The sequence below is a fragment of the Paenibacillus residui genome (assembly GCF_042677205.1).
Lineage (GTDB): Bacteria > Bacillota > Bacilli > Paenibacillales > NBRC-103111 > Paenibacillus_L > Paenibacillus_L residui.
Genome location: NZ_JBHTIU010000094.1, coordinates 19,525 through 44,034, shown reverse-complemented (window position 1 = coordinate 44,034; position 24,510 = coordinate 19,525). Strand labels below are relative to the sequence as shown.

Below are 24,510 nucleotides of genomic sequence, written 5' to 3'. Positions count from 1 at the left end.
GGGCTGTTTTTTGTCCAAATTTGAGCAATTGGGAATAGGCGCCGAATGGTGCGCAATATTACGGGCTAATGGAATCGGTCAGCCGACCCCGATTCAGGAGCGGGCCATCCCCGTCCTGCTGTCCGGGAGAGACGTGATCGCCAGGGCCCAGACGGGTACGGGCAAAACGCTTGCCTTCCTGCTTCCCATTCTGCAGCGGTTAAATCCGGAAGCGGAAGGCGTTCAAGCGTTAATCATGACACCGACACGGGAGCTGGCTCTGCAGATAACGAGCGAGGTTAACAAGCTGCTGGTCCATCAGGATCGTTCATCCGTCCTCTGCGTATACGGCGGGCAGGATGTGGAGCGCCAGCTTAGGAAGCTGCAGGGTAATATTTCGATCATCGTTGCCACTCCGGGCAGACTTCTCGATCATTTGCGGAGAGGAACCGTTCAGTTGTCCTCTGTGTCCATGTTCGTTCTGGACGAAGCGGACCAGATGCTGCATATCGGGTTTCTGAACGAGGTGGAGGATATTATCCGGCAGCTTCCCGCCCACCGGCAGACGATGCTCTTCTCCGCGACGATGCCGGAATCCGTCCGGAGGCTGGCCAGCCGCTATATGCGCGAGCCTGTATCGGTGCAGGTAGAGGATCGGCAGATTACGGTGAAAGAAATTCGGCAGTCCGTGGTCGAAACGACGGATCGGGGCAAGCTGGCTGCGCTTCGTCAACTGATCGATCAATACCGGCCTTACCTGGCCATCGTATTCTGCCGGACCAAGCGAAGGGTCAGCAAGCTGAATGCGGAGCTGCAGCAATACGGGTATGCGACGGACGAGCTTCACGGGGATCTGTCCCAGGCCAAAAGGGAGCAAGTCATGGAACGGTTCCGCGAGGCCAAGCTCCAACTGTTAATCGCTACGGATGTCGCTGCAAGGGGACTCGATGTTGAAGGAGTCACACACGTATTCAACTATGACATACCTCCCGATACGGAAAGCTACATTCACCGGATAGGACGGACCGGCAGGGCCGGCGGGCAGGGAGTGGCCGTAACGCTGGTGACTCCCAAGGATCGGGCGGCTTTGTTGGCTATAGAACGGGGAGTACGGATGCCGATCCGCAGGACATCACTGGACGCTGCGGAAAGGCAGGAGGGTCGGAATGCTGGCCGGAGCGATAGGAAACCGCAGGCCGGCGGCCAAGAGGACCGGGAGCGGCCGGTAAGCAAGGGACGCTTGCGAAGCGGGCGTCAACGGAAGGACCCGGGCGCGGGCGGAGCGAAAGCAGCCCGGTCTGACGGGCATCCCGGGAAGCGGGCCAAGGCCGATACCGGCTTAAGCCGCAGCCGGAAGCCGGGCTCTTCACGCACCGAGGCAAGGGGCGGCGCAGGTGGCCGTCCGCGTACCGCAGGCAAGAGGGGACGCCGCTAGAGCTTCAGGCGGCGCCCTCTGACAGGAGCGGTCCATCCACGGCCCGTTCCACATCGCTGGCTAGTGGGACAACTCCAGGAGCGGCCCGCCGCATTCCGCTCCTGTAGCAGCGAGCCGCCTAAACGATGCCGGGCTCCAGAAGCTTCGGCAGCAGAGAGGCGGCCGTTATTACCCTTTGGCCGCCTGTCCATACTGGCTCCGGTACTGTCCGGGAGTCATGCCCGTCTGCTTGCGGAAGAACCGGATAAAATTTTGCGGATTGTTATATCTGAGCTTCTGGGCGATGTCTTTAATCGGCATGTCGGTTCCGGTCAACCATTCCTTGGCCATATGGAACCGGTGCATCGATAAATAATCGCTGAAGGACATGTTCGTTTCCTTCTTGAACACGCTGCTTAAATAGAAGGCGTTATAGTGCAAGCGGGACGCGCATTCCTCCAGGGTGAGATCCTTGTCATAATCCTTATGAATCATATCGATAATCTGCTCGGACAGATTATGATATTGAGAATCCCTGCGGTCCCCGAACACCTGGATCAGGGGGCGAATGACGCTCGACAGAAACCAGGCCTCAATTTCCGCGCTGACATAGAGCTGGAGCAGCTCATGGTGCAAAGATCGGCCCTCGGGAACGAATTGCGGCAGCCGGATTCCAGCCTCCTGCACGACGATCAGCAGATCGTTCAACAACCGGAGCAGCGAAATCTGGTATTCATGCGGCGAACGGTCCCGATGGAACACCTCGTTCAACCATTCCCTCAACAGCTCCGAGGCTTTCTCCTCATCCGCCAGTTTAATCGAATCGATCAGCTCGTTCTCAATCTGCCGGGGATACGAATAGATCAGCGTATGTTTCCCCTGGTTAATGTTGGAATACGGAATAATGACCCCTTTGCCCAGCTTCATGCGATGCTTCAGAGCTTCCAAGCCTTCTCTATACGCCCTGGGCGCCTTGGACAGCAGCTTGAACGGAAGGCTCGTTCCAATGCTTACCTCCAGATCCAGGAAAGTATTGATTTTCTGCTGAATCGATTCCGTCATATCGTAAATATAGTTGTTAAACAGATCCAGATCGTTTATCTCGCTGCCAATCAGTGTTACTTGCGTCTGATCTACGATAACCGGCGCCAGTCTGTTCTCGGGCGGAACGATTTCCTCCACTATGTTATTGGCTGCGAACAACAGCAGATCCAGATCCTTCGCTTCATAACGGGTCTGCTCCCACAGATCGATCTGCAGAGTGAGAACGATCATATAATCCCATTCCTTGGCGCAGGCGGAGTAGCCGTACAGGTTCATTTTATCCTCCAGCTCCGCCCGGCTCAGATGCCCTTGATATAATTTGTTGAGGAAAAGGGAGCGCATCTGCAGCAAGCTTTGCGACAGCTCATGCTTCAAATTGGAATTGGACTGAAATAAATCCTCGATATGATCATTGATCATTTGCAGCTCATCCTTCTTCTTGACGGCCATTTCCGGCAGCCGTTCCGATATCGCTTTTATGATCCCACGAATCGGTGTATACATTTTGCGGCTGCCGAGCCAGACGAAGCAGACGGATGTCGCGATGATAGCCAGACAGACGTAGAACGTAAACCAGCCGATCGCCTTGGCCTCCTTCGTAATCTGCTGGATTTCGGTGAAAGAAACATAGATCCAGCCGTTGAAATCCGACTGTACGTAGGTTACCGTAAATTCTCCGCTGCCTGCAGCGGTCTTGAATTGCCCCACCTTGTTATCAAAAAAGTCCAGATCCTCGGGCTCAATCTGTTGGGTGGCGAGAACCGATTGCCCGATCATGGAATGATCCGGATGGATCAGAATGCGGTAGTCACTGTCCAGGATCATCATTTCCCGGGAGCCGGAATTGTCTGATAGAATAGGGGACAAGCTGCAGCTCGGAATGTTGGCTATAGCCAGTCCCCGCTTATCCGAACTGAGATTGGGCAGCTTCTTAATAAGTGTAATAATTTGCCGGCAGTTATAGGATTCGGTGTCGGAAGACCCCAGTCCCTTGTTATCGAGCAGGACCCAATTCGAATTATATGGCAGGGACATGAAGTCAAGCAGCGTCTTCTGTTCCGGATACTCCTGCAGCTTGTACAGTCCCTGGTTGTTAATCACCCACTGATCGGCTGTGTTAACCAGAAGGATATCGGTGACCTTCGTATCGAAGGACTGCAGATGGCTGAGCTCCTTCCTCAGGCTATTGTATAGTTGAAAGTCGTAGAACGTAATAGGGCGGTAAAGCGCCTCCTGAACCAGAGTCGAGTTGATGACGTGATTCAGCGATTGATCCAATGTTTTAAGAATTTGCTCCATATTGCCGTTCATTTGCTTCATAAGCTGAATGTTGCTCTCGTTAACCTGCTGTTGAATGGAGTCGGCAGATTTGATGTATGAGAAGAAGCCGAGGAACAGAACGGGAATAATACATAACGCGCAGCCGAAAATAACCATTTTTGTATATAAGCTGTATTTGCTCAATGAAATCTTCTCCTGCCGTTCAAGTAGTATCCTCATTCTAGGTGAAAACGCAAACATTGGGCAATAATCATTTTTGGGAAAATAATCATTGGATTAGATTTCGATAATCCGGACTCGGTTCCTGAATAATCAGCAGATCATTTCCCCGGAACCTGTCCATTCGCTCCGGTGTAAAAGCCAATCTTATCGTATGAAGCCCCGATTGCCCCTTCTATCCGGCCTCTTCTCATACTCCCCCTTATGGCCCCTCCACTCAACCATTAACAGATAGGATCTTATTCGGGGATTATGTACGTAATTGCCGGTTTTCGTTATGGTTAAGACAGCAAGGACCCATCGTAAAAATTTATGTACAAGGAGGTCACATGAATTGGGAAAGAATGCAGCAGTCTGGAAATATGGAAACGGTTTAATCGCTGCGGCTGCAGCCGTATCTTTGTTGGCGGGCTGCGGTGCCGGCGGAGGGCAGCAAGCGGGGGATAAGGAACCCGCGCAGCAGCAGGGTAGTGCCCCGAAAGGCCCCGTTAAGATCAGTATGATGGCGAATCTGCATACCCCTGAGGTCCCGTCCGACCTGATTGAAAAAATGGTCGAGGAGAAGACCAATACAGAACTGGACATTCAGTGGGTGCCGGACGGCAGCTATGAAGAGAAGCTGAACGCTTCCTTCGCCACCGGTACGCTGCCCCAAGCCGTATATATGAAGAATCAGAGCACTTTGATTCTGTTCAAGGACGCGATTCGGGACGGACAATTCTGGGAGATCGGTCCGCTGCTCAAGGATTATCCGAATCTGAGCAAATTGAATCCGGCCGTCCTGCACAATACTTCGGTAGATGGCAAAATCTATGCGCTCTACCAGGAGAGGCCTCTATCGCGGCAAGGGATCATCTATCGGAAGGATTGGGCGGATAAGCTGGGTCTGAGCGAGCCTAAGAACACCGACGAGCTGTACCAAATGCTGAAGAGCTTCACCGAAGGCGATCCTAACGGAAGCGGGAAGAAGGATACGATCGGACTGACAGACCGCAGTGATTTGATCTACGGTGCCTTCAAGACGGTCAGCTCTTACTTCGGAACGCCGAATAACTGGGGCGAAGAGGACGGGAAGCTCATTCCGGAGTTTATGCATCCCGGGTATATGGAGACGATGAAATTTTTCAAGAAGCTTCATCAGGAAGGGCTGATTAATCAGGATTTCCCTGTTACGAGCAAGACGGATCAGCAGAATCTGTTTATTACCGGTGTGGCCGGAATGTACATCGGAGCTATGGGAGATGTCGTCAGTCTGCATCAGAAAATGGTAGACATCAATCCCGACATTGAGCTGGAGGTGCATAACCGGGTGGAAGGACCGGACGGGAAGTTAGGCGTCTGGGCCATCCCCGGCTACGGATCGGCTGTCCTGTTCCCGAAATCTTCCGTGAAGACAGAGGAGGATTTAAGGAATATCCTGGACTTTTATGACAAGCTGATGGCCCCGGAGCTGACCAACCTGATTTATTACGGGGTGGAGGGCACGCACTATAACGTAGTGGAAGGGAAGGCGTCCGTCGTGGACGACACCAAGCTGACCGACCGCGAAGTGAAGCCGTATCAGGCAATCATGATCGGCGGCCCGAGCACGATTGACATGCTGGAGGGCTACTTCAAGCTGCCGGTCAAGGCGAAAGCGGAAGAGCTGACCGTCGATAACGAAAACTTCCTGATTCACGATCCGGCCGCTCCTCTCGATTCACCGACCTATACCGAGAGAGGAGTCCGTCTGCAGGAAATCATCAAGGATGCCACTTATAACTTCATCCTGGGCAAATTGGATGAGGCCGGTTTCCAGGGCGAGGTGGACCGATGGCTCAAGGAAGGCGGCAATCAGATTATAGAAGAGTTTAATGCATCTTATCAGATGGCCAAAAGCAACGGGTGATTTCTCCAAGAGGGGAGGATCGGCCCGATAGGCCAAAAACAAACATATGAATGGAATTTTAATTGAATGAGTTCTAAACAGGCTGTTGGAGAATTCGACAGCCTGTCCATCTTCTGGTTACGGGAAAGGAAGAATCGGTCATGAGCGAAGCAGCGGTGCAGAACGTCAAGACATCGAAGCCGGCGGCCAAGTCGGGCCTCATGAGGAGAATAGTCAAAAACCGTGCGATCTACCTGATGATTTTGCCGGGTTTAATCTATTTCGTTATTTTTAAATATATTCCCATGGGCGGATTGGTCATTGCTTTCCAGGACTACAAGCCCTACCTTGGGATGACCGGCAGTCCGTGGGTCGGTTTCAAGCATTTTGAACGGCTGTTTGCCGAGCCGATGTTTTTTACCATTTTGAAAAATACGCTGGTCTTGTTTTTGTTGAACCTGCTGATTTATTTTCCGGTACCGATTCTGCTGGCACTGATGCTCAATGAAGTCCGGCTCAATGCCTATAAGCGGTTCGTCCAGACATTGATTTATATTCCCCATTTCATGTCGTGGGTCATCATTGTAGCTATTACCTTCGTTATGCTGTCGGTGGACCGGGGAATTATTAACGAAATCTTCGCCATGCTCGGCTATGAGAAAATCAATTTTCTTATGAGCAGCGGCTGGTTCAGGCCTCTTTATATTTTGCAGGTCATATGGCGTGAGGCCGGCTGGGGGACCATCATCTATTTGGCAGCCATGGCTGCTATCGATCCCCAATTATATGAGGCGGCCCGAATGGACGGAGCCAACCGTTTTCGGCAAATTTGGCATATTACCCTGCCTTCGATCCGCAGCGTCATCGTCGTCCTGCTGATTCTCAAGATCGGGGATGTGCTGGAGCTCGGATTCGAGCATGTCTATCTGCTCCTGAATTCGATGAACCGGGAGGTTGCGGAAATTTTCGATACGTTCGTATATACGGCCGGTTTAAAGCAGGGGCAGTACAGCTTCAGCACGGCGGTAGGCTTCTTCAAATCGTTCGTCGGATTGATCTTGGTCGTCCTGGCGAATTGGCTGGCCAAAAAAGTAGGTGAGGAAGGAATTTTCTGAAGATTCGAAAGGATGGGGCTGTCGTTTAAGTCGAGACGAAGCCGCATTTCCTTGATTCTAAAGCATATGGAGGATTGGACGTCATGCTTCAAGACAAATCGTGGGCCAGCCGGCTGTTCGATGCCGTCAACTACACGCTTCTGTTTATCATTGCGATGATTACGGTTATCCCTTTCTTGCATGTCATCGCCGGTTCATTCACTACGGTGCAGGAGCTGGCGCAGAAACGCTTCGTGCTGTTTCCGACCGTATTCTCGCTTGATGCTTACCGCTACATCTTCTCGACGAACGTGCTAGTCAAGGCTTTGGGAGTATCTGTCGGCGTCACCTTGTTCGGGACGCTGTTAAGCATGTTCCTGACATCCCTGATGGCCTACGGACTGGCCAGACGGAATCTGGACGGGCGCAATCTGATCATGTTCCTGGTCGTCTTCACGATGCTGTTTAACGGCGGGATGATTCCCACTTTCCTGATTGTCAAAGGAATGGGGCTGATCGATTCTTATTTGGCCCTGATCATACCGAGTGCCATCAACGCGTTTAACCTGATCATCATGCGGAATTTCTTCCAGAACCTGCCGGATGGTCTGGAGGAATCCGCGAGGATAGACGGCTGCAGCGACTGGGGGATTCTGTTCCGCATCGTGATTCCCTTATCCATGCCGGCTATCGCGACCATTTCGCTGTTCTACGCGGTCACTTATTGGAACACCTACATGACGGCGATTCTCTACCTGAATGATGCCGCGAAATGGCCTGTACAAATCATTCTGCGGCAAATCGTCATTCTCGCCAGCGGAATATCCGCGGATACATCCGGCTTCGATGACGGCTTCATCGCCCCTCCGGAGCAAACGGTCAAGATGGCCGTAATCGTCGTCGCCACCCTGCCGGTGCTTCTCGTTTATCCGTTTCTGCAGAAGCATTTTGCCAAGGGGGCGCTGTTGGGATCGATTAAAGGCTAGAACGTGCATCTAAGCAGACAATAGAGGAGTGTAGTTTTACTATGAACAAGCTTGATCCAAACGTAACGCGTACGGATTATTCTCCCATTCAGTGGGCCGGGGCGGCCTGTGACGCCTTGATGGCGGCTTATCGCCCGGAACGGCTTCCTCCGGAGAATCGCTGGCATTACCACCAGGGTGTGTTCCTGTACGGAATGCTCCAGGTGTGGCGGCAAACCGGAGAGGAAATCTATTTGACCTATCCTAAGGAATATGTGGATCGACTGATCGATGAGGAAGGCAATTTCTACTTCGCGAGAGATGAATTGGACGCCATCATGCCGGGCTTGCTGCTCTTCACGCTGGATGAGCGGTACGGCGAAGCCAGATACCGGATAGCCGCCGACAAGCTCAGGCAATTGTTCACGACGCTCAACCGGACCTCCGAAGGAGGGATCTGGCACAAGGATAAGTATCCTTACCAGATGTGGCTGGACGGGCTCTATATGGGCGGCGTGTTTGCGTTAAAATATGCCGCGCAATACGGGGATGATACGCTAATCGATTTGACGCTTCATCAGGAGAAGCTGATGCGTAAGTATATGAAAGATGAAAGGAGCGGGCTGCTGTACCATGCCTGGGACGAGAAGAGAAGCTTTCCCTGGGCCGACCCCGTAACCGGATGTTCTCCGGAGTTCTGGAGCCGGTCTCTGGGCTGGTACGGGATGGCGCTGGCCGACTTCCTGGATCTCGTTCCCGCGTCCCATCCGGGGCGTGCAGAGCTTGAAGCGGCTTTAAGCTCCTTCGTAAGCGCCATAACCCGATATCAGGACCGGGAAAGCGGGCTCTGGTTCCAGGTGGTGGACAAAGGGCAGCTTCCCGATAATTGGCTGGAGACGTCAGGCACCAGTCTGTTCGTCTATACGATCGCCAAAGCGATCAAGCACGGCTGCGCAGGCAGGGAGCAGCTGCAGTCGGCATGGACCGGCTATGAAGGGCTGCTGAACAGGCTGCGGTTTAACGATCAGGGTCATGTGATCATTCCCGATATTTGCATAGGAACCTCCGCAGGCGACTATGCCAACTATGTGACCCGTCCGGTACAGGACAATGACCTGCACGGGGTCGGCGCGTTTATTCTGGCTTGTACGGAGATGGAGAGTCTGGATAGGCCTTGAAAAGCCCTGAAAAGCCTTGAAAAGCCTTGAAAAGCCTTGAAAAGCCTTGAAAAGCCTTGAAAAGCCTTGAAAAGCCTTGAAAAGCCCAAGGTGGCAGGATGGTACAGGACGGAAGCCGCCTTTCTTGCGAAACATAGCAACGTTATTGGGGGGAGATGAAGCTCCCCTTACCAACGGAACATCGAAATCGCTGTTCAGCCCCATGGCCGTTCCATTTCTAACGAAACATAGAAACGCTATTTGCCCCAAAAGAGCTTTCCCCGTTTTCTAACGAAACTACCGATCGCTATTCGCCAAAATAGAAGGTTATGGAGCAGTATTTCACCCTAATAACGTTTTTGAGTTTCGTTAAATTTTGAAAAGTACCGTTTTTGACGGAATAGCGGTCCATAAGAGGCTGTCGATTCATTGTTGGAAAGGCGTTTAACAGGATGTTGCACTAGTGAAAAATCCAACAGTGAAAACGTAACGGATCTGAAAGACCCTATTTCGTCAAAATAAGCCGTTATTTTAGACTAACGGACCTAGACGCCCTTATTTCATTGAAATCCTCATACTTTCGCCTGCATTCTTTGGAATAAGGTCATCCGATTCCGTTAAAATGACCGAAAGGCCCTTTTGGAGCGAATAAGGTCTCTGGGGTCCGTTAAAACCAAACCGTGCAGGATTTTCGCATGATCTTTGGTTGAACAGCATTAATCGACAGTCTCCATAAGTTCGTTAGCGAGCCTGAATCCGGCTAATCCTTTCTGCGTCGTGCTTGTCAAATGTAAGCCTTGGGGGCTTCCCCACGCAAACGGCCAGGGAGAATACAGCGAGTGTTAGTGGGAATTTACCCACTAGCCTCGCTTTTTTTCTTTCGTGGTTTGTTGGCTAAGCCTCTCAATCGGTTTGAAACTAATTTTAAGATACTCCGCCCGGATGTTAAGAAAAAAATGGATGTCCAGGGGTAGCAGAAGAGGCTGTAGAATGTTATGTTTCATAAGAGGAGCCCGAATCCATTCTTTAGCGTAACAAGGCTTACGATGATCCGGAACTGTCTCTTATACGGGCTGAAAATGAAAACTAAGATTTATACCTTATATTAACAGGGAGAAGGTGTGGGTTATTCTACTATTATTAATCATAAGCCTCTTTTTGATCTCCTGCCTGGTTACCGGCTTGCCTGTGCTATTAATCTGGATATCGAAAAATGCCATTTTGCGCTGGACCGGGTTTCTTATATTGCTGGCGATAGGGTATGCCGGGTTTTCCATTATGTCCCGTATGACCTTGTCCGCATCGAGCCGATTATCGAACGGGAATCCGGCCCTTCTTTTTCTCATGCTTCTTTTCGTTCCCTTACTGACACTGGCTGTTGTCGTTGCTTATCATAGCTATCGCTTTCTTCAAACTCGACATAGGCTGCCAATGACCTGCGGCTTTATCATCTTATTGCTGGTTTCGATAACCTTCTTATGGTTGAGGCTTCGCGCCCGTGGAATTCATTACGTAAATGATCATCTGGGCGGATTACCTTCCAATCCCGCATCCGTTATCTTTAACAAAGGATGGTTTAATGAATATACCTACAACTTGTTTTTTAACGGCTATTCCTATATTCTTTGTATTTGCATTTTCCTGTTGGTCGGTAGTTTAATGGCGGTATTGCGGGTATTGAATCGAAACCTTAATGGTCACGCCGCAAAATGATATAGTAAGCTTTTGGGTAAATTAGGATAAAGCTTCAATTTTATTTTATTACGGGAGTCGTAGTCTATGGAGAATTCAACCTCGCTCACATCTTTAATGATCGTTGTGGCCATCGCTTTTCTCGTTCCCATCCTGCTGCATCAGTTGAAGCTGCGGGCGCTGCCCGTTGTGGTTGCGGAGATTGTGGCGGGCCTTGTCATCGGCAAAAGCGGATTCGATCTCGTAACCGAGGATCAATGGCTCAGTTTGTTGTCGCTCTTAGGTTTTATCTATTTAATGTTTCTTAGCGGAGTCGAAATCGATTTCTCTTCTTTTCGCAAGACGGGAGGCCGCGGCAAGGAGCCCAATCCGCTGGTCATCTCCATTCTGATCTTTGTTCTTATTCTACTGCTGTCTTACGGCTTGTCTTACGGACTTATGCTGCTGGGCTTTGTTACGGAGCCTTATTTGATGACGCTCATTATCGCTACAATTTCTCTTGGTGTTGTCATGCCGGTGCTGAAGGAGAAGAAAATGATGGATACGGGCCTGGGCCAAACGGTTCTGCTCGTGACGGTCATTTCCGACTTCGTGACGATGATCCTGCTTGCCGTTTATTTGAGCGCACTGGCTCACGATGTGACGAAAATGCTGCTTCTGCTTCTGTTCTTCCTGCTTGTCTTCGTATTTTATTTCTTCTTCCGGCGGTTCACGAACAAAGGCTGGTTTGCCATATTGGGCAAAGGAACGGTTCAGTTGGGCACACGCGCTGTGTTTGCGCTGATTTTGCTGTTCGTGGTCATGTCCGAAACGCTGGGTGTAGAAAATATTCTGGGCGCCTTCCTGGCAGGAGTCATCGTTTCGCTGCTGATGCCCAACCGGGAGTTTGCCCACCAGTTGGACACATTCGGGTACGGCTTTCTGATTCCGATCTTCTTCGTAATGGTCGGAGTTAATCTGGACCTGTGGTCCTTATTCGCGGATCCGAGTATTCTCCTGCTCATTCCGCTTCTGATCTTCGCCATCTTTATTTCCAAAATGATCCCGTCCCTGCTGCTGAACATTTGGTATCCGTGGCGCAAAGTACTCGGTTCGGGGCTGCTGATGTCATCCACTCTCAGCCTGGTCATCGCCGCTTCGACGATCGCGCTCGAGATGGGAATCATTGACGAGCATCTCCATGGGGCCCTTATTCTCGTAGCCATCCTGACCTGTCTGCTATTCCCCGTCCTGTTCAATAAAGTGTATCCCAACGAAGCAGATAAGCGGACACGGGTCTCCATTGTCGGAATTAATCACGTAACGATGCCGGTAACCCGGGATTTGATCAAGGAAGGCTATGATATCCGTCTATATACCTCGCAGACCGGCTCGGAGGAAGAACGGAGTAATTGGAACCCGGAAACGGCCGGACAGAGCTTGAAGGTGGAGGAAGTGACCCTGGATAGCCGGGAGCTGGAGGAACGGGGAGTGTATGACACCGATATCATCGTATTCGGAAGCATGGATGATGACGCGAATATCCGCTTGGCGGAGCATGCCGGCAGTCTGGGGCTGGAACGGATTATTGTCAGGGTAGAGGATCCGGAGAAGCAGGAGATGGCGCAGCGCCAGGGAATGGCGGTCTTCTCCACTCTGTATGCCTCGCGAATTTTGCTGAAGGCGCTGATTGAGCATCCGAGCGCGGTGAAGCTGATCACCCAGCAGGATGATTCCTTGCAGGAAATCCGCATGAATAATCCGGCTTACCATAATTCCTTCCTGCGGGACTTGTCTTTCCTCAAGCGGGTGCTGGTCTTAAGAATTTACCGGGGCGAATCGTTCATTATTCCTCATGGCAATACGCAGATTCAAGTCGGGGACAGGCTCCTGGCCAGCGGCGAAGCCGAGCAGATGCACATGGTTAAGAGGCATCTGGAGTAGGTTTACACTGCTTATAACGAAGCAATTTTCATGGAAGCCCGATAATTTGTGAAAGATGCTCATAAATTTCTCAAATTTCAGGATCATTCTGCCGATAATCCTTTAGTAATATAAAAAAGGTTGAAGTAGGTCTGATGTCCTAAAGCCTTGGATAGAAGGGGGCAAGTATTCGGATGAAGTGAGAAACTGTTTCGTTTATAATCCTCCGTTGAACCGTCTGTCTTGCAGCGCCGCATGACAGGGCGCCCGGAAGGCAATTCACAGGCGGGGAAGAGGGGGATATTCTGCATGCGTGCTGGTATGCAGATGGCGCGCCAGAAGCGCATGAGTTCAGAATTTAGTCAGGAGGAGAAGGAGAATGAGTCAACCCGGTAAAGAATTAAGTCCAATCAGAGTGGGGAATGAAATTGTTATCCCGGATAACCCCGTCTCTCACTTTTTGTTCAGCAGTACAAGATCAGCGATAATTTGGCTGGTCATTCGCTTGTATCTCGGATATCAATGGATTAAAGCCGGATGGGGCAAGGTGACCAGCGAGGTCTGGACGGGGCAGAAAGCCGGTACGGCAATCGAGGGCTTTGTCCGAGGGGCGTTGGCCAAGGCGGAGGAAGGAAAAGACGTAACCGGATGGTATGCTTCCTTCCTGCAGGATTTTGTGCTGCCGAATGCGAAAGTATTCTCCTTTATGGTAGCTTATGGAGAGGTGCTTGTAGGCTTGGGACTTATTGTCGGATTGCTGACCGGAATTGCCGCCTTTTTCGGCGGGCTGATGAACGCCGCCTTCTTGTTTGCCGGTACGGTCAGCACCAATCCGTTGTTTTTTATACTGGCGACCTGGCTGGTGCTGGCATGGAAAGTGGCCGGCTGGTACGGAGTGGACCGTTGGGCGCTGCAGTATCTGGGCACCCCTTGGCACCGTAAGTAACACTAGGGTTGTCGGTCAGAATCATCATCATCGTACATAGAAAAACCCGGAGTGCACCGCTGAACGGTCCTCCGGGTTTTTGCTCCTGTTGTTGGTCTAGAACGATTGAGCCGCTTGAGCGGACTGTTCAATCCCCTTCTGAATAAGGTCGGCCGCTTTGTCCGGGAACTGGTTATGCCCTTCGACGATAACTGTAGTGAAGTCAGTAAACCCGAACTGCTGCAGGTTCATTGTTACGAAATTGACAGCCATTTCGTGTGCGGCGGCAGGTCCTTCAGAATAGATTCCGCCTCTGGCGTTCAGAATTGCGGCTTTCCGGCCAGTGACCAGGCCTACAGGCCCTTCCGGCGTGTAACGGAACGTCTGTCCCGCCTGGTTTAAGTAATCGATATAGGTATGCAGAGGGGCGGGAACCGTCTTGTTCCACAACGGGAAAGCGAAGACGACCTTGTCGGCCCGCAGGAACTGGTCCAAATACTTCTGCACCAAATCGGCTGCCTTCTTCTCTTCCGGGCTCAATTCCATGCCGCTTCTCGATTTAAACATCGCATTGATCATTGTGGCATCGTAATAAGGCAGGTTCTCCGCGAACAAATCCAGTTCGATGATTTCATCTTCAGGATGAGATTGACGATAGGATTGCAGGAAGGAATCATAAAGCTTAACGCTGACTGCTTGCTCAGCCGGCCGGTTATTGGCTTTAACGAATAATACGGTAGACATCTTGGTGAAAGCCTCCTTGTAAGTATAAGAAATAGAATAAGAAACTGTATTGGTTACAATTAGGGTTGCAGGTGTTCCGCTAACACTCAACTATCCGTCACCGAATTGGTTACGAATCGGGCAAGAGCAGGGCTAAAGCTTAAGGACCTGCCTCAGCACATCTTCAATCGTGTATCGGGACAGCTTTTCCTTAACAGCGGCCTCCGCTTCCTGCATAATCCCTTCAAGCACCGGAAGCATATTACGGCCTACAACGCAGGTTTCGCTGGGCTGGCTCTTGTGCAGACAGTAGGCTTCGCACCCTTCGATCACATAATAAACATCCAGAAGGGTTATTTGATCCGCCGGACGGGACAGCTTGGTTCCGCCGAGAGCACCCGGCTGGGAGATCACCAGATTACCCCTGGCCAGCCTGCACAGGATGCGGCGTATAACAACCGGATTCGTATTGACGCTTTCCGCCATTTCCTCCGAGGTGACTTGGTCAAATTGACCCCGGGCAATAAAGACCAGCATATGAACAGCGACGGCAAACTGGCTGTTAGAGAACATGCCCCCTCCTCCTTTTGTAACCCAACGAGTTACATTTTAGCATGGAAATCGGTGCAATGTAAAGAAGCCTGAAGGGATGGACAAAGGGGAATTGCAGGGAACGGCCATATACGGGTAACGTTCAATATGGCCGTTTCCCTCGGTCAACGAACGACCGATGCTTATCCGTTCTTCTGCTGCTTAAGCAGATCGCGGATTTCGGTCAGCAGAAGCTCCTCTTTGGACGGAGCAGGCGGCTCCGGTTTCTCTTCCTTGGCTTCCTTGCGCTTTAATTTGTTGAAAGCTTTAATGAAAAGAAAGATGGAGAAAGCCACGATGAAGAAATCAATGATCGTCTGCAGGAAAACGCCGTAATTCAGGGAAGCGTCCCCGAGCGGGTATTGCAGGCTGGACAGATCTACTCCGCCCATGAGCAAACCGATGATCGGCATAATGATATCATTTACCAGGGAAGTCACAATTTTGCCGAAGGCCGCCCCGATAATAACCCCCACCGCCAGATCCATAACATTTCCTTTTAAAGCAAACTTCTTAAACTCTTCCCACATTCAGGTTCACCTGCTTCAGTATGATAGACTCATGGACTAGTATATCAAATGATGAAATAGCTTTTGATAGGACTGTGGTAGGAATGGTCGAAAAATGTCCAAAAAGATCAAAAAGACAAGCGGTCCATCGGAACCGGGATACGTTCATGCGTCGGCATGTGATTTCGATGGTGCGTTCCCAACCGATTTACGGTTTCCAGTACATCCAGGGCAATCGACCGCGCCGCATTAGGCTGCTGCTGCGAATTGATTCTGGAGATGGCGGATTTCACTCTTCTATAGGCGACCGGATCGGACAATAGCTTCCGGATCTGCTCCTGCAGCTCTTCAGCCGATCTGGCCACGAGGGCGGCCCCTCTGTCGTTCAAGTAACGGGCATTTTCCTTCTCCTGGCCCGGAAACGGCTTAAAGATACAGATAGGGACATTCATTTTGATAGCTTCCGATAGAGTAATTCCTCCGGCTTTGGTAATGATGCAGGAGGCCAGCCTCATTAACTCGTGGATCGTTTCCACGTAACCGAGAAGCTTAACCTGCGGCTGGTGCGCGAACCGGGCTTGCAGTTCCTCCTTGAGCTTGCCGTTCTTGCCGCAAACGACCGCAAACTGGACGTTGTCCAATGCAGTCAGGTGCTCCAAGATCGATTTCATGTTCTGCAGGACCCCGTAGGCGCCGGCCATAACAAGTACAACCGGCTTGCCCGGGTCTAAACCATACTGTTCATATAGCTTGCAGGTATCGACCGAGGCATAGAACGATTCCCGGATCGGAATTCCGCTGACCATAATTTGCCGGGGCTGGATCTTCCTCTGAATCATAGCTTCCTTCAGGTCCTTGGTGGCAACATAGAAGCGGTCCGATTTCGAGATCATCCAACGGTTGTGCAGGGCGAAATCGGTCAGGACGGTAAAGGTCGGGATCGCTATCCCCGATTTTCTGCACAGAGGCGAGACCGGAACGTAGGGAAAAGTGCTGATCACCGCATCCGGAAGCAGGCTGCGTATGACCTGCTTGAATTTCTGCCTTCCGAGAGCAAGCAGCGGTTTGGCCAGCCACTTATCATAATTTAGATTTCGGGTAGAATAGTAGCTCCAGCCGTAATAGTCGAAGCCTGCCCGTTGTGAGGGTCCGCTCTTCAAATAAATATATCGGATCAACGAGTTTAACCGGGGGTGGGCCTCATCCAGCAAATCGAGCACATGAACGCTGCGGACACCTTGGGTGTGGAATTCATTCCGCAAAGCGTTGGCTACCTGAATATGGCCGTCACCATAACCGGCGGTCAGGATCAGAATGTTAGGATCGTCATTCATTCGAGCCGTGCTCCTTTCGTTCATGGTGTTAACCGACTACCCTTAGAATACCGGTCAATGATTAACGCCGTTCGCAGCTTTCTTCAAAAATTCGTAAACCATTTGTATAAAGGAAAGCAGGACGGAATTATTTTAGCAGATCGGAAAAACATATGGCTAGTATTTGAAAAAAATTCTTCCGCTTCCAAGGGCTTCAGAAACATAGGCCGTCATTGGAACAGCATGCACATTTTAAAAAATGAGATGGGCCGCCAGAACGACAACCGGAAGCGTAATCAGGGTCCGCTTTATGAAAATAATAAATAAATCCTTCAGTGAAATCGGGATTTTCGAACCGAGCAGCAATCCTCCCACCTCGGACATATAGATGAGCTGCGTAACCGAAATCGCTGCGATAACGAAGCGGGTTAGCTCGCTCTCGATCGGGCCGGCCAGCACCGTCGGCAGGAACATATCGGCAAATCCGACGATCATGGTCTGGGAGGCGGCCTGGGCTTCAGGAACTTGCATAAGCTCAAGCAGAGGCAGGAACGGAAGTCCGAGCCATTTGAAAATAGGGGTATATTCCGCCAAAATCAAGGCCAGCGTTCCAATAGCCATAACTACGGGAACGACCCCGATCCATAGGTCCATAATATTTTTGAGACCTTCGCTTGCAAAGCCTCTCATGCCCGTATTCTCCTTGGCTTTACGGACAGCCTGCGATAACCCCCACCGCCATGGCGTGTAATTCTCGGGGATGGCTTCCTTCTCCGCCGGCCGGTCGGAATCGTAGTAAGTATCCCGTTTCCTGGAAAGCGGGGGAATCCGCGGCATGATAATGGCGGCCACTAATCCGGCAAGACTGACGGTAATATAAAATGGGATAAACAGGTGCTCCAGTTTCACCTGGGCAAGCACAACGAAGCAGAAGGTGATGGAAACGGCCGAGAAGGTCGTTCCGATGACAGCAGCCTCGCGTTTAGTATAGTAACCGGTCTCGTACTGTTTGCTCGTAAGCAGGACGCCGATCGTTCCGTCTCCCAGCCAGGAGGTCAGGCAGTCTATGGAAGAACGCCCGGGCAGAGTAAAGAGGGGTCTCATCACCTTAATCATCAATGCCCCGATGAACTCCAGCAGGCCGAAATTGACCAGCAGCGGCAGCAGCATCCCGGCTAACAAAAATACGACGAACAATAACGGCAGCAGATCAAACAGCAGGACTTGACCGGTATCTTCGGATTGAATCCATTCCGGACCGATATGAAATAAAGTGGCCAGGGCGAACAATACCCCTAGTCCTCTTATGATTAACCAGAAGGGAGGCACGTCAAACAAGCTGGTCCAAAAGGAACTGCGCGCAAGCCAAGCCGGCTTGTGGAGTTTGACGATGACACTTCCTATAAAGCTGACCGCGATCAAGAAGAATGTTAACTGCGGGAGCCAATTCGTCAGAAGGGCCTGCAGTTCTTTGGCCAGTATGGCGATGGGAATGGTGACTTGGCCTTTCCACATGAGCGGGGTCATAAATAATAAAATACCGATGACAGAGGGAATGGCAAATTTCAGGACATCGGTGGTGCTAAAAGTTAGTCTGGCACGCTGCGGTTTCATAATCTCCATCCTTCATTGGTTCTAACTATATGAATGAACCTTATTTTATCCTTATAAATTATAGCGGAAAACAGTAAGGGACGCCTAGGAATATAGTTCCATATAGAAGAAAAATTAATAGACACTTCATACAAATAAGGAAGGATTTGATATACTAAGAGACATTGGTAATAGGATCGGGGGAAAAGGATGCAAACAAATACACGATTAGTCATGGCTTCGCTTATGATTTTAACTTTCCTGACCGCCATTGAAGGAACGGTCGTCAGTACGGCCATGCCCAAGATTGTAAGCGATCTGCAGGGAATACAATTAATGAATTGGGTTTTCTCCATTTATCTGTTGTTATCGGCTATAACCGTTCCTGTCTTTGGCAAGCTGTCTGACTTGTTTGGCCGCAAGCGGATCTTCTTTGCCGGTACTCTTATCTTCCTGTTAGGCTCCGCCTTGTGCGGCATTTCGCAGACGATGGGACAGCTTATTGTATTTCGCGCTGTGCAGGGAATAGGAGCCGGCGCCGTCATACCGATCGCCTCCATTATCATTGGAGATATTTTTCCGGTCGAGCAGAGGTCCAAGATGATCGGATTGTTGGGCATGATGTGGGGAGTGTCCGGGCTGCTCGGACCGTTAGTGGGCGGATTTTTCGTCGATCAGATTTCGTGGCACTGGATATTCTTCTTCAACCTTCCGTTCGGATTAGCCGCGATGCTGATCCTGGCGCTGTCTTTCAAGGAAAAATTCGAGAAGACTACAAAGAATATCGACTATTGGGGAGCGGCGGTCTTCGCGGCATCCATGTTCGCTCTCCTCTACGCCTTGCAGAGAGGCGGGGAAGATCATCAATGGACTTCGCCGACGGTTCTTGTTCTTTTTGCGGCTTTTATTGTATTAATGCTCTTATTCATATACATAGAGTCAAGAGTGAAGGACCCGATGATTCCGCTCAAGCTGTTCCGTGTCCGTGTAATAACGTTAGCCAATATCGTAGCTTTCCTGGTCAGTGCCATTCTGATTGGGGTGACGGTATATCTCCCGATGTGGGTGCAGGGAGTATTGGGATATAGCGCCACCCGTTCTGGGTTTGTGCTGACCCCGATGTCCCTGGTTTGGACGTTCGGTTCCTTCCTGTGCGGAAAGCTGTTGGTTAAGAGAGGGGTTCGTTTCACTTCCCTGGCCGGATACAGTCTGATTCTCATCATTACGCTATGGCTCTCCTTACTGCAGATGGATAGTCCGCAATTTCAGCTGTACCTCATAACCGCCATACAAGGAATGGGGTTCGGTCTGATTTTGACAATGAGCACGGTCAGTGTACAGTCCGCGGTGGATTGGTCGATGCGCGGAGTAGCGACATCCTCCAACGTATTCTTCCGCAGCCTCGGCCAGACGGTCGGCGCTGCACTGCTGGGGACTTATTTCAACGCCAGGCTGATGACGGCCATTAATGAGAAACGTGTGCAAGGGGAAGCGGTGGACCTGGATAGTCTGAATAACTTGATCAATCCCCAGCAGGCAGGGGATATTTCGGAAGCGGTTCGGCAGAGCTTGCGCGAGGTGCTTGTTTTTGGGGTTCACCATGTATTTGTCGCGTTGTTCGTGATTGCTATCGCTGGCTTCCTGGCTTCCTTCCTTCTTCCCAGAAGAGTCGCTGAGCCTGAGCCTGCTCAAGAGCACTAATTGAATAGCATTCGTCATACCTGCACAAACTTATAAAGTCATAGATCGTCTCCTGCTCACATAGCTATAGGTTAAGAAGAAAGATTCGTATTGGACAAACTATAGCGTGTAAGCAGGAAGGAGACGGCATGTATGAGGAGCGGCAAGCCGGGGACGGCGGACTCCAGCTATCGGGGGGCGGGGAGATTTCCCTCTTATCTTAAGAAACAGCTCGTTCACGTGAAGCATAATCTGTACTTGAACCGGGGGGACCCTTCTTATTATGAGAAGGTGCTTCGGTATGTGAACCCTTCCTGTGCGGAAGCTCATTATCGGGTTGGGGCGAAGTGTGAGGAAGAAGGGAGTTACTCCAAGGCGCTGAAGCATTATTTGGCTGCCGCTATGGACTTGTCTTCTTCCTATTCGTTTAAAGCCAAGCTTGCTATGCGGAGATTGCTGGAGGAGGAGCCTGCGGAGAGCGCGGCCCGAAGCAGGAAGGCCGATTATGTGGTCGCCGGTCGCCATGTGCTTCCACTTCGTTCGCCTGAAAGTCCGCATAGTACGAAAAAGTCCAAGGCAACCGCTGCCGAAGGGCCGCGAAGCCCGGGCATATCCAAGCCAATTCTGGCCGGATTTATAATGATCCATTTACTTCTGCTAGTCTTGCTGCTCTTCCTGAACGGTTAGTCCGAAATTAAAGGGCGGTTTGAAAGGGAGAAGCTAAAAACAGAACCGCCCCGGAATCTCCTGATCGGAGTTCCTGGGCGGTTTTTTAACCACATTAGAAAGTTTAAGTTCATTAAAGCATTAAAATGGAACAACTTTCTAATTGGCATAAAAAGCTACCTTTAAAACCGGGTTATTCGTCTTCGAAGAGGCTCCGTTAGGAGCTTTTTGTACGTCATCCGTAGATGATTTCTTTCACTGTCTTCTGATCCAGCTTCTTGATGACTTCTACAAGAAGCTTGACCGCATTTTCATAATCGTCACGGTGCAGAATGGCTGCATGCGTGTGAATATAGCGTGTCGCAATGCAGATGGCAAGAGCAGGAACGCCTCCGGCGGTCAGATGGATGGCTCCCGCATCCGTTCCACCTCCGGCGACGAAGTCAAACTGGTAAGGGATTCCCGCTTCGTCGGCCGTATCCGTGACCAGATGGCGCAGCCTGCGGTGGGAGATCATGGAGCCGTCATAAACCAGCACCTGCGGGCCCTTGCCCATCTTGGCCAGTGCCTCCTTGTCGTTGATTCCCGGAGTATCGCCGGCAATACCGACATCTACAGAGAATCCGATATCCGGCTGAATCAGATTCGTAGCCGTCTTCGCTCCCCGCAGGCCGACTTCTTCCTGTACGGTACCGACGCCGTATACGGTATTCGGGTGATCGACATCTTTCAGCTGGCGAAGCACATCGATCGCTATGGCACATCCGATCCGGTTATCCCATGCCTTGGCCATCAGCAGCTTGTCGTTCTTCATCACCGTAAATTCACATACCGGGAAGATGGAATCCCCCGGCCGGACCCCGAACTCCATTGCTTCTTCCTTGCTGGACGCGCCGATATCGATGAACATATCTCGCTTCTCTACCGGCTTCTTGCGGGCGTCGGGCGAGAGAATGTGCGGAGGCTTCGAGCCGATGACTCCCGGAATTTTCTCTCCGGAACGGGTGACCACGGTAACTCTTTGGGCGAGCATAACCTGCTCCCACCAGCCGCCCAGCGTCTGAAACTGGAGGAAGCCCTTGTCATCGATATGCGTTACCATAAATCCGATTTCATCGAGATGACCGGCGATCATAATTTTCGGCCCTTCGGTTTTCCCTTTCTTAACGGCGATCAAGCTGCCCAGCCGATCTACAGTCACTTCATCGGAGTAGGGCTCTATGTACTTCTTCATAACCGCACGGGGCTCGTCCTCGTTGCCGGGCACTCCATTCGCATCGGTTAAATCTTTGAGCATCTGTAAAGTAGTATCCAATTCAGCCATCTTTTTCTTCCTCCTTTGATATGGAACGAAGTTAAGTGTTTTCATCTAAACTTTATCACATTATTTGGAAATCAGAAACCATCAAGAAGGATGAGGTGATACTAATTTTCCGTTTTTGAAGCTAAAGCAGAGCCCGCTTCCTTTAACAGGCCGCGGGCTTCATATGACTGTATTAAATGCTGCCGCCCTCGTAATTGCGGTAAGCGCCATGGTTCGTGGGGCCGACATAGCTGTTCAGGGCGAAGGAATGGCGAATGGCCGCCGTAATGAACTTCTTGGCCGTGTGAATGGCTTCCCGGACGCTCTTGCCCTTGGCCAATTCAGCAGTAATGGCGGATGAGTAGGTACAGCCTGCGCCATGGGTATAGGTGGTGCTGATCTTCTCCGATTCCAGAATCTCGAAGGTCTCCCCATCGTACAGCAGATCGATCGCACGGGTTTCGCTGACGAGCTTGCCGCCGCCTTTGATCAGGACGTATTTGGCTCCGAGCGAATGAATCTTCACCGCTGCTTCTTTCATCTGCTCCACCGATTTGATCGGGCCGTAGCCGCTTAGTTGGGAAGCCTCGAACAGGTTCGGCGTCACGACCAGCGCTTTCGGAACGAGCACGTCACGCAGGCTGTTGTTCGTCTCCGGATGAAGAGCCTCATCCGCCCCCTTGCAGACCATAACCGGGTCCACGACGACGTTGGTCAACTGATATTTCTCGATTTTGCTGGCCGCCATCTCGATAATCTCGATGGAGCCGAGCATACCGGTTTTGGCAGCGTCTACTCCGATTCCGCAAATGATCGTTTCCAATTGGGCTTCCAGAACATCGGCGGAAATCGGGAAGACGTTATGAAACCAATTATTATGCGGATCTTGTGCGACTATGGTAGTTAGAGCGGTCATGCCATAGACTCCGAGCTCCTGGAAAGTCTTGAGGTCGGCTTGTATTCCGGCGCCTCCGCTGCTGTCGGAACCTGCAATGGTTAGTGCTTTTTTCATAATCTTCGCAAAGATACACGTGATACGAGTATTAGAGAGGGAATGATCCGAATCTCTTCTCCCGGGAAGTCACGTCTCCTTGCTTCCTCCTTTTTGTAACAGGGTATAATCGTGCCGCAAGGCGGCTTACAAAACAAAATGGACTACCCCAATATATTACTATGATTTCGCCAATCGATAAACCTATTCCGAGAAAAAAAGAGCTACTTGTTCAGCATCATGGAGAAAAGGGGCGCTAATGGACAATTCCGGCACCAGGGTCTATAATGTCATCAGAGTGAATGAGCTTGGGCGAAGCAGAATCTCAAGGAATCCATCCGGTTAAGTACCGCTTGAGTTTCGGGGCTGCGCCAACAAAGGCAGCGGCTTAAGCTCGTCAGACACTATCGGAAAAATTATAAATAACATGATATTAGATGCCAGGGGTGCTGGAATCCGGCCGGCTGAGATTGTATCCCTTAAAGATACTGACCCTTTCAGAACCTGATCTGGGTAATGCCAGCGTAGGAAAGCAGCAGATTCGCTTTTTGTTTTGGCATGCGCGCTCCCGGTGAAGGGGGCTTTTTTTAAATTACAGGTATAAGTTTTGAATTCTTATTCAGTTCTACAAGGACGGCGACTGCCGTTTATCCTTGAGGGGTTGGCTGAAGGGATTCTTGAGAGGTTCTGCATATTTTGAACGGAATGGAGGACAAGGCATTGGAAAATCAACTGGAGCTGCACCATATTACTCAAATTTTCAACACGAAAGGAAAACCCGCTCCGGTGCTGGACGAGGTCTCTTTAACCGTGCGCAAGGGGGAGTTCGTCTCCATTATAGGGCCCTCCGGCTGTGGAAAAAGCACCCTGTTTCACATCATCGGCGGCCTGATCCGGCCTACGGGGGGACGGGTGAACATGGAAGGGAAAGATGTAACCGGGCAGCAAGGACATATAAGCTATATGCCTCAGCAGCCTGCGCTGTTCCCTTGGCGGACGATCGAGGACAATGTCATTCTCGCCAGAGAGGTTGCCGGCTTGCCCAAACGGGAGGCTCTGGAAGAAGCGAGAGTCTGGCTCTCCAGAGTCGGATTAGGCGGCTACGAGAAAGCTTATCCCCATGTATTGTCCGGGGGGATGCAGCAGCGTGTGGCTTTCCTCCGGGCCCTGCTCAGTCCGCAGGAGCTGATCTGTCTGGATGAACCGTTCAGCGCGTTGGATGCATTAACGAGAACGGAAATGCAGAGCTGGCTGTTGGATATTTGGGAGGTCCATCAACGGTCGGTGCTGTTCATAACACATAATATAGAAGAAGCGCTGCTGCTGTCGGACACCGTCTACCTCTTTTCCAGCAGGCCCGCCAAGGTGCTTAGGAAAATAGACGTTCCTTTCTCCCGCCCACGGCAGGAGTCCCTGCTAACGGACCCTGATTTTATCCGCTTAAGACAAGATATTTACCAACAAATGAAGGAGGAGCAGGGGAAGATGCGCCAGGCGATCCGTTAGGGGCTTGGGGGGCTGCCTTTGAATCCGCTGGTTTCAAAATGTAAGATAGTATAAGTTTTGCATGGAAATTAGTTCCAGGTGCATAGGCGTCTAACT

At 51.0% G+C, this 24,510-nt stretch carries 19 protein-coding genes and 1 riboswitch; of the genes, 10 read left to right on the top strand and 9 right to left on the bottom strand.

Annotation, left to right across the window (positions count from 1 at the left end):
- The first annotated feature begins 10 nt into the window (after window positions 1-10).
- Window positions 11-1,414, top strand: a complete 1,404-nt coding sequence (locus tag ACFQ03_RS22705; protein WP_379291180.1) for a DEAD/DEAH box helicase — start codon at window positions 11-13, stop codon at window positions 1,412-1,414.
- 168 nt (window positions 1,415-1,582) lie between these two features.
- On the opposite strand, the gene ACFQ03_RS22700 is transcribed toward ACFQ03_RS22705, so the two are convergent.
- Window positions 1,583-3,901, bottom strand: coding sequence for an AraC family transcriptional regulator (locus tag ACFQ03_RS22700; protein ID WP_379291178.1), 2,319 nt, complete (start codon window positions 3,899-3,901; stop codon window positions 1,583-1,585).
- Window positions 3,902-4,271: 370 nt separating this feature from the next.
- Here ACFQ03_RS22700 and ACFQ03_RS22695 point away from each other — a divergent pair, with 370 nt between their 5' ends.
- From ACFQ03_RS22695 to ACFQ03_RS22680, 4 genes are all read left to right on the top strand, one after another.
- Window positions 4,272-5,825 carry an extracellular solute-binding protein gene (locus ACFQ03_RS22695; protein WP_379291176.1) on the top strand — a complete coding sequence of 518 codons (1,554 nt, stop codon included), beginning with the start codon at window positions 4,272-4,274 and terminating at the stop codon, window positions 5,823-5,825.
- Between the two features lie 140 nt (window positions 5,826-5,965).
- Window positions 5,966-6,919 carry an ABC transporter permease gene (locus ACFQ03_RS22690; protein ID WP_144934872.1) on the top strand — a complete coding sequence of 318 codons (954 nt, stop codon included), beginning with the start codon at window positions 5,966-5,968 and terminating at the stop codon, window positions 6,917-6,919.
- An 83-nt stretch (window positions 6,920-7,002) separates the two neighbouring features.
- Entirely contained in the window at window positions 7,003-7,884 is an 882-nt protein-coding gene (locus ACFQ03_RS22685) for a carbohydrate ABC transporter permease (RefSeq protein WP_379291174.1), read from the top strand.
- Between the two features lie 41 nt (window positions 7,885-7,925).
- Complete coding sequence (locus tag ACFQ03_RS22680; RefSeq protein ID WP_379291172.1) at window positions 7,926-9,041, top strand: glycoside hydrolase family 88/105 protein; 1,116 nt, start codon at window positions 7,926-7,928, stop codon at window positions 9,039-9,041.
- 1,079 nt (window positions 9,042-10,120) lie between these two features.
- Here ACFQ03_RS22680 and ACFQ03_RS22675 read toward each other — a convergent pair.
- On the bottom strand, window positions 10,121-10,366 hold the full coding sequence (locus ACFQ03_RS22675) for a hypothetical protein (protein WP_379291170.1): 246 nt from the start codon (window positions 10,364-10,366) through the stop codon (window positions 10,121-10,123).
- Window positions 10,367-10,799: 433 nt separating this feature from the next.
- On the opposite strand from ACFQ03_RS22675, the gene ACFQ03_RS22670 reads away from it, so the two are divergent.
- Window positions 10,800-12,635: a cation:proton antiporter family protein gene (locus ACFQ03_RS22670; RefSeq protein ID WP_379291168.1), complete on the top strand. Its 1,836-nt coding sequence runs from the start codon at window positions 10,800-10,802 to the stop codon at window positions 12,633-12,635.
- 358 nt (window positions 12,636-12,993) lie between these two features.
- Window positions 12,994-13,560 carry a DoxX family protein gene (locus ACFQ03_RS22665; protein ID WP_144934886.1) on the top strand — a complete coding sequence of 189 codons (567 nt, stop codon included), beginning with the start codon at window positions 12,994-12,996 and terminating at the stop codon, window positions 13,558-13,560.
- A gap of 96 nt (window positions 13,561-13,656) precedes the next feature.
- Here ACFQ03_RS22665 and ACFQ03_RS22660 read toward each other — a convergent pair whose 3' ends face one another.
- The 5 genes from ACFQ03_RS22660 to ACFQ03_RS22640 form a co-directional block, all read right to left on the bottom strand.
- Entirely contained in the window at window positions 13,657-14,283 is a 627-nt protein-coding gene (locus tag ACFQ03_RS22660; RefSeq protein WP_144934889.1) for an FMN-dependent NADH-azoreductase, read from the bottom strand.
- Window positions 14,284-14,415: 132 nt separating this feature from the next.
- Window positions 14,416-14,835, bottom strand: coding sequence for an Rrf2 family transcriptional regulator (locus tag ACFQ03_RS22655; RefSeq protein ID WP_379291165.1), 420 nt, complete (start codon window positions 14,833-14,835; stop codon window positions 14,416-14,418).
- 161 nt (window positions 14,836-14,996) lie between these two features.
- Complete coding sequence (mscL, locus tag ACFQ03_RS22650; RefSeq protein ID WP_379291162.1) at window positions 14,997-15,383, bottom strand: large conductance mechanosensitive channel protein MscL; 387 nt, start codon at window positions 15,381-15,383, stop codon at window positions 14,997-14,999.
- Between the two features lie 107 nt (window positions 15,384-15,490).
- Window positions 15,491-16,696, bottom strand: a complete 1,206-nt coding sequence (locus ACFQ03_RS22645; RefSeq protein WP_379291160.1) for an MGDG synthase family glycosyltransferase — start codon at window positions 16,694-16,696, stop codon at window positions 15,491-15,493.
- A gap of 231 nt (window positions 16,697-16,927) precedes the next feature.
- Window positions 16,928-18,298: a YjiH family protein gene (locus ACFQ03_RS22640; protein WP_379291157.1), complete on the bottom strand. Its 1,371-nt coding sequence runs from the start codon at window positions 18,296-18,298 to the stop codon at window positions 16,928-16,930.
- Window positions 18,299-18,478: 180 nt separating this feature from the next.
- Between ACFQ03_RS22640 and ACFQ03_RS22635 the strand changes: the two genes are divergently transcribed.
- Both ACFQ03_RS22635 and ACFQ03_RS22630 read left to right on the top strand, forming a co-directional pair.
- Complete coding sequence (locus tag ACFQ03_RS22635; RefSeq protein ID WP_379291155.1) at window positions 18,479-19,969, top strand: MDR family MFS transporter; 1,491 nt, start codon at window positions 18,479-18,481, stop codon at window positions 19,967-19,969.
- A 132-nt stretch (window positions 19,970-20,101) separates the two neighbouring features.
- A complete protein-coding gene (locus ACFQ03_RS22630; RefSeq protein WP_379291153.1) occupies window positions 20,102-20,635 on the top strand; it encodes a hypothetical protein in 534 nt (177 codons plus the stop codon).
- A 214-nt stretch (window positions 20,636-20,849) separates the two neighbouring features.
- Here the strand turns inward: ACFQ03_RS22630 and ACFQ03_RS22625 are convergent, their stop codons facing one another.
- Both ACFQ03_RS22625 and pdxK read right to left on the bottom strand, forming a co-directional pair.
- Window positions 20,850-21,938: a M42 family metallopeptidase gene (locus tag ACFQ03_RS22625; protein ID WP_144934908.1), complete on the bottom strand. Its 1,089-nt coding sequence runs from the start codon at window positions 21,936-21,938 to the stop codon at window positions 20,850-20,852.
- A gap of 172 nt (window positions 21,939-22,110) precedes the next feature.
- Complete coding sequence (gene pdxK / locus ACFQ03_RS22620) at window positions 22,111-22,929, bottom strand: pyridoxine/pyridoxal/pyridoxamine kinase (RefSeq protein ID WP_144934911.1); 819 nt, start codon at window positions 22,927-22,929, stop codon at window positions 22,111-22,113.
- Window positions 22,930-23,340: 411 nt separating this feature from the next.
- Window positions 23,341-23,456: riboswitch (TPP riboswitch) on the top strand.
- A gap of 157 nt (window positions 23,457-23,613) precedes the next feature.
- Between pdxK and ACFQ03_RS22615 the strand changes: the two genes are divergently transcribed.
- Window positions 23,614-24,414, top strand: a complete 801-nt coding sequence (locus tag ACFQ03_RS22615) for an ABC transporter ATP-binding protein (RefSeq protein WP_379291219.1) — start codon at window positions 23,614-23,616, stop codon at window positions 24,412-24,414.
- The last annotated feature ends 96 nt before the right edge of the window (window positions 24,415-24,510 follow it).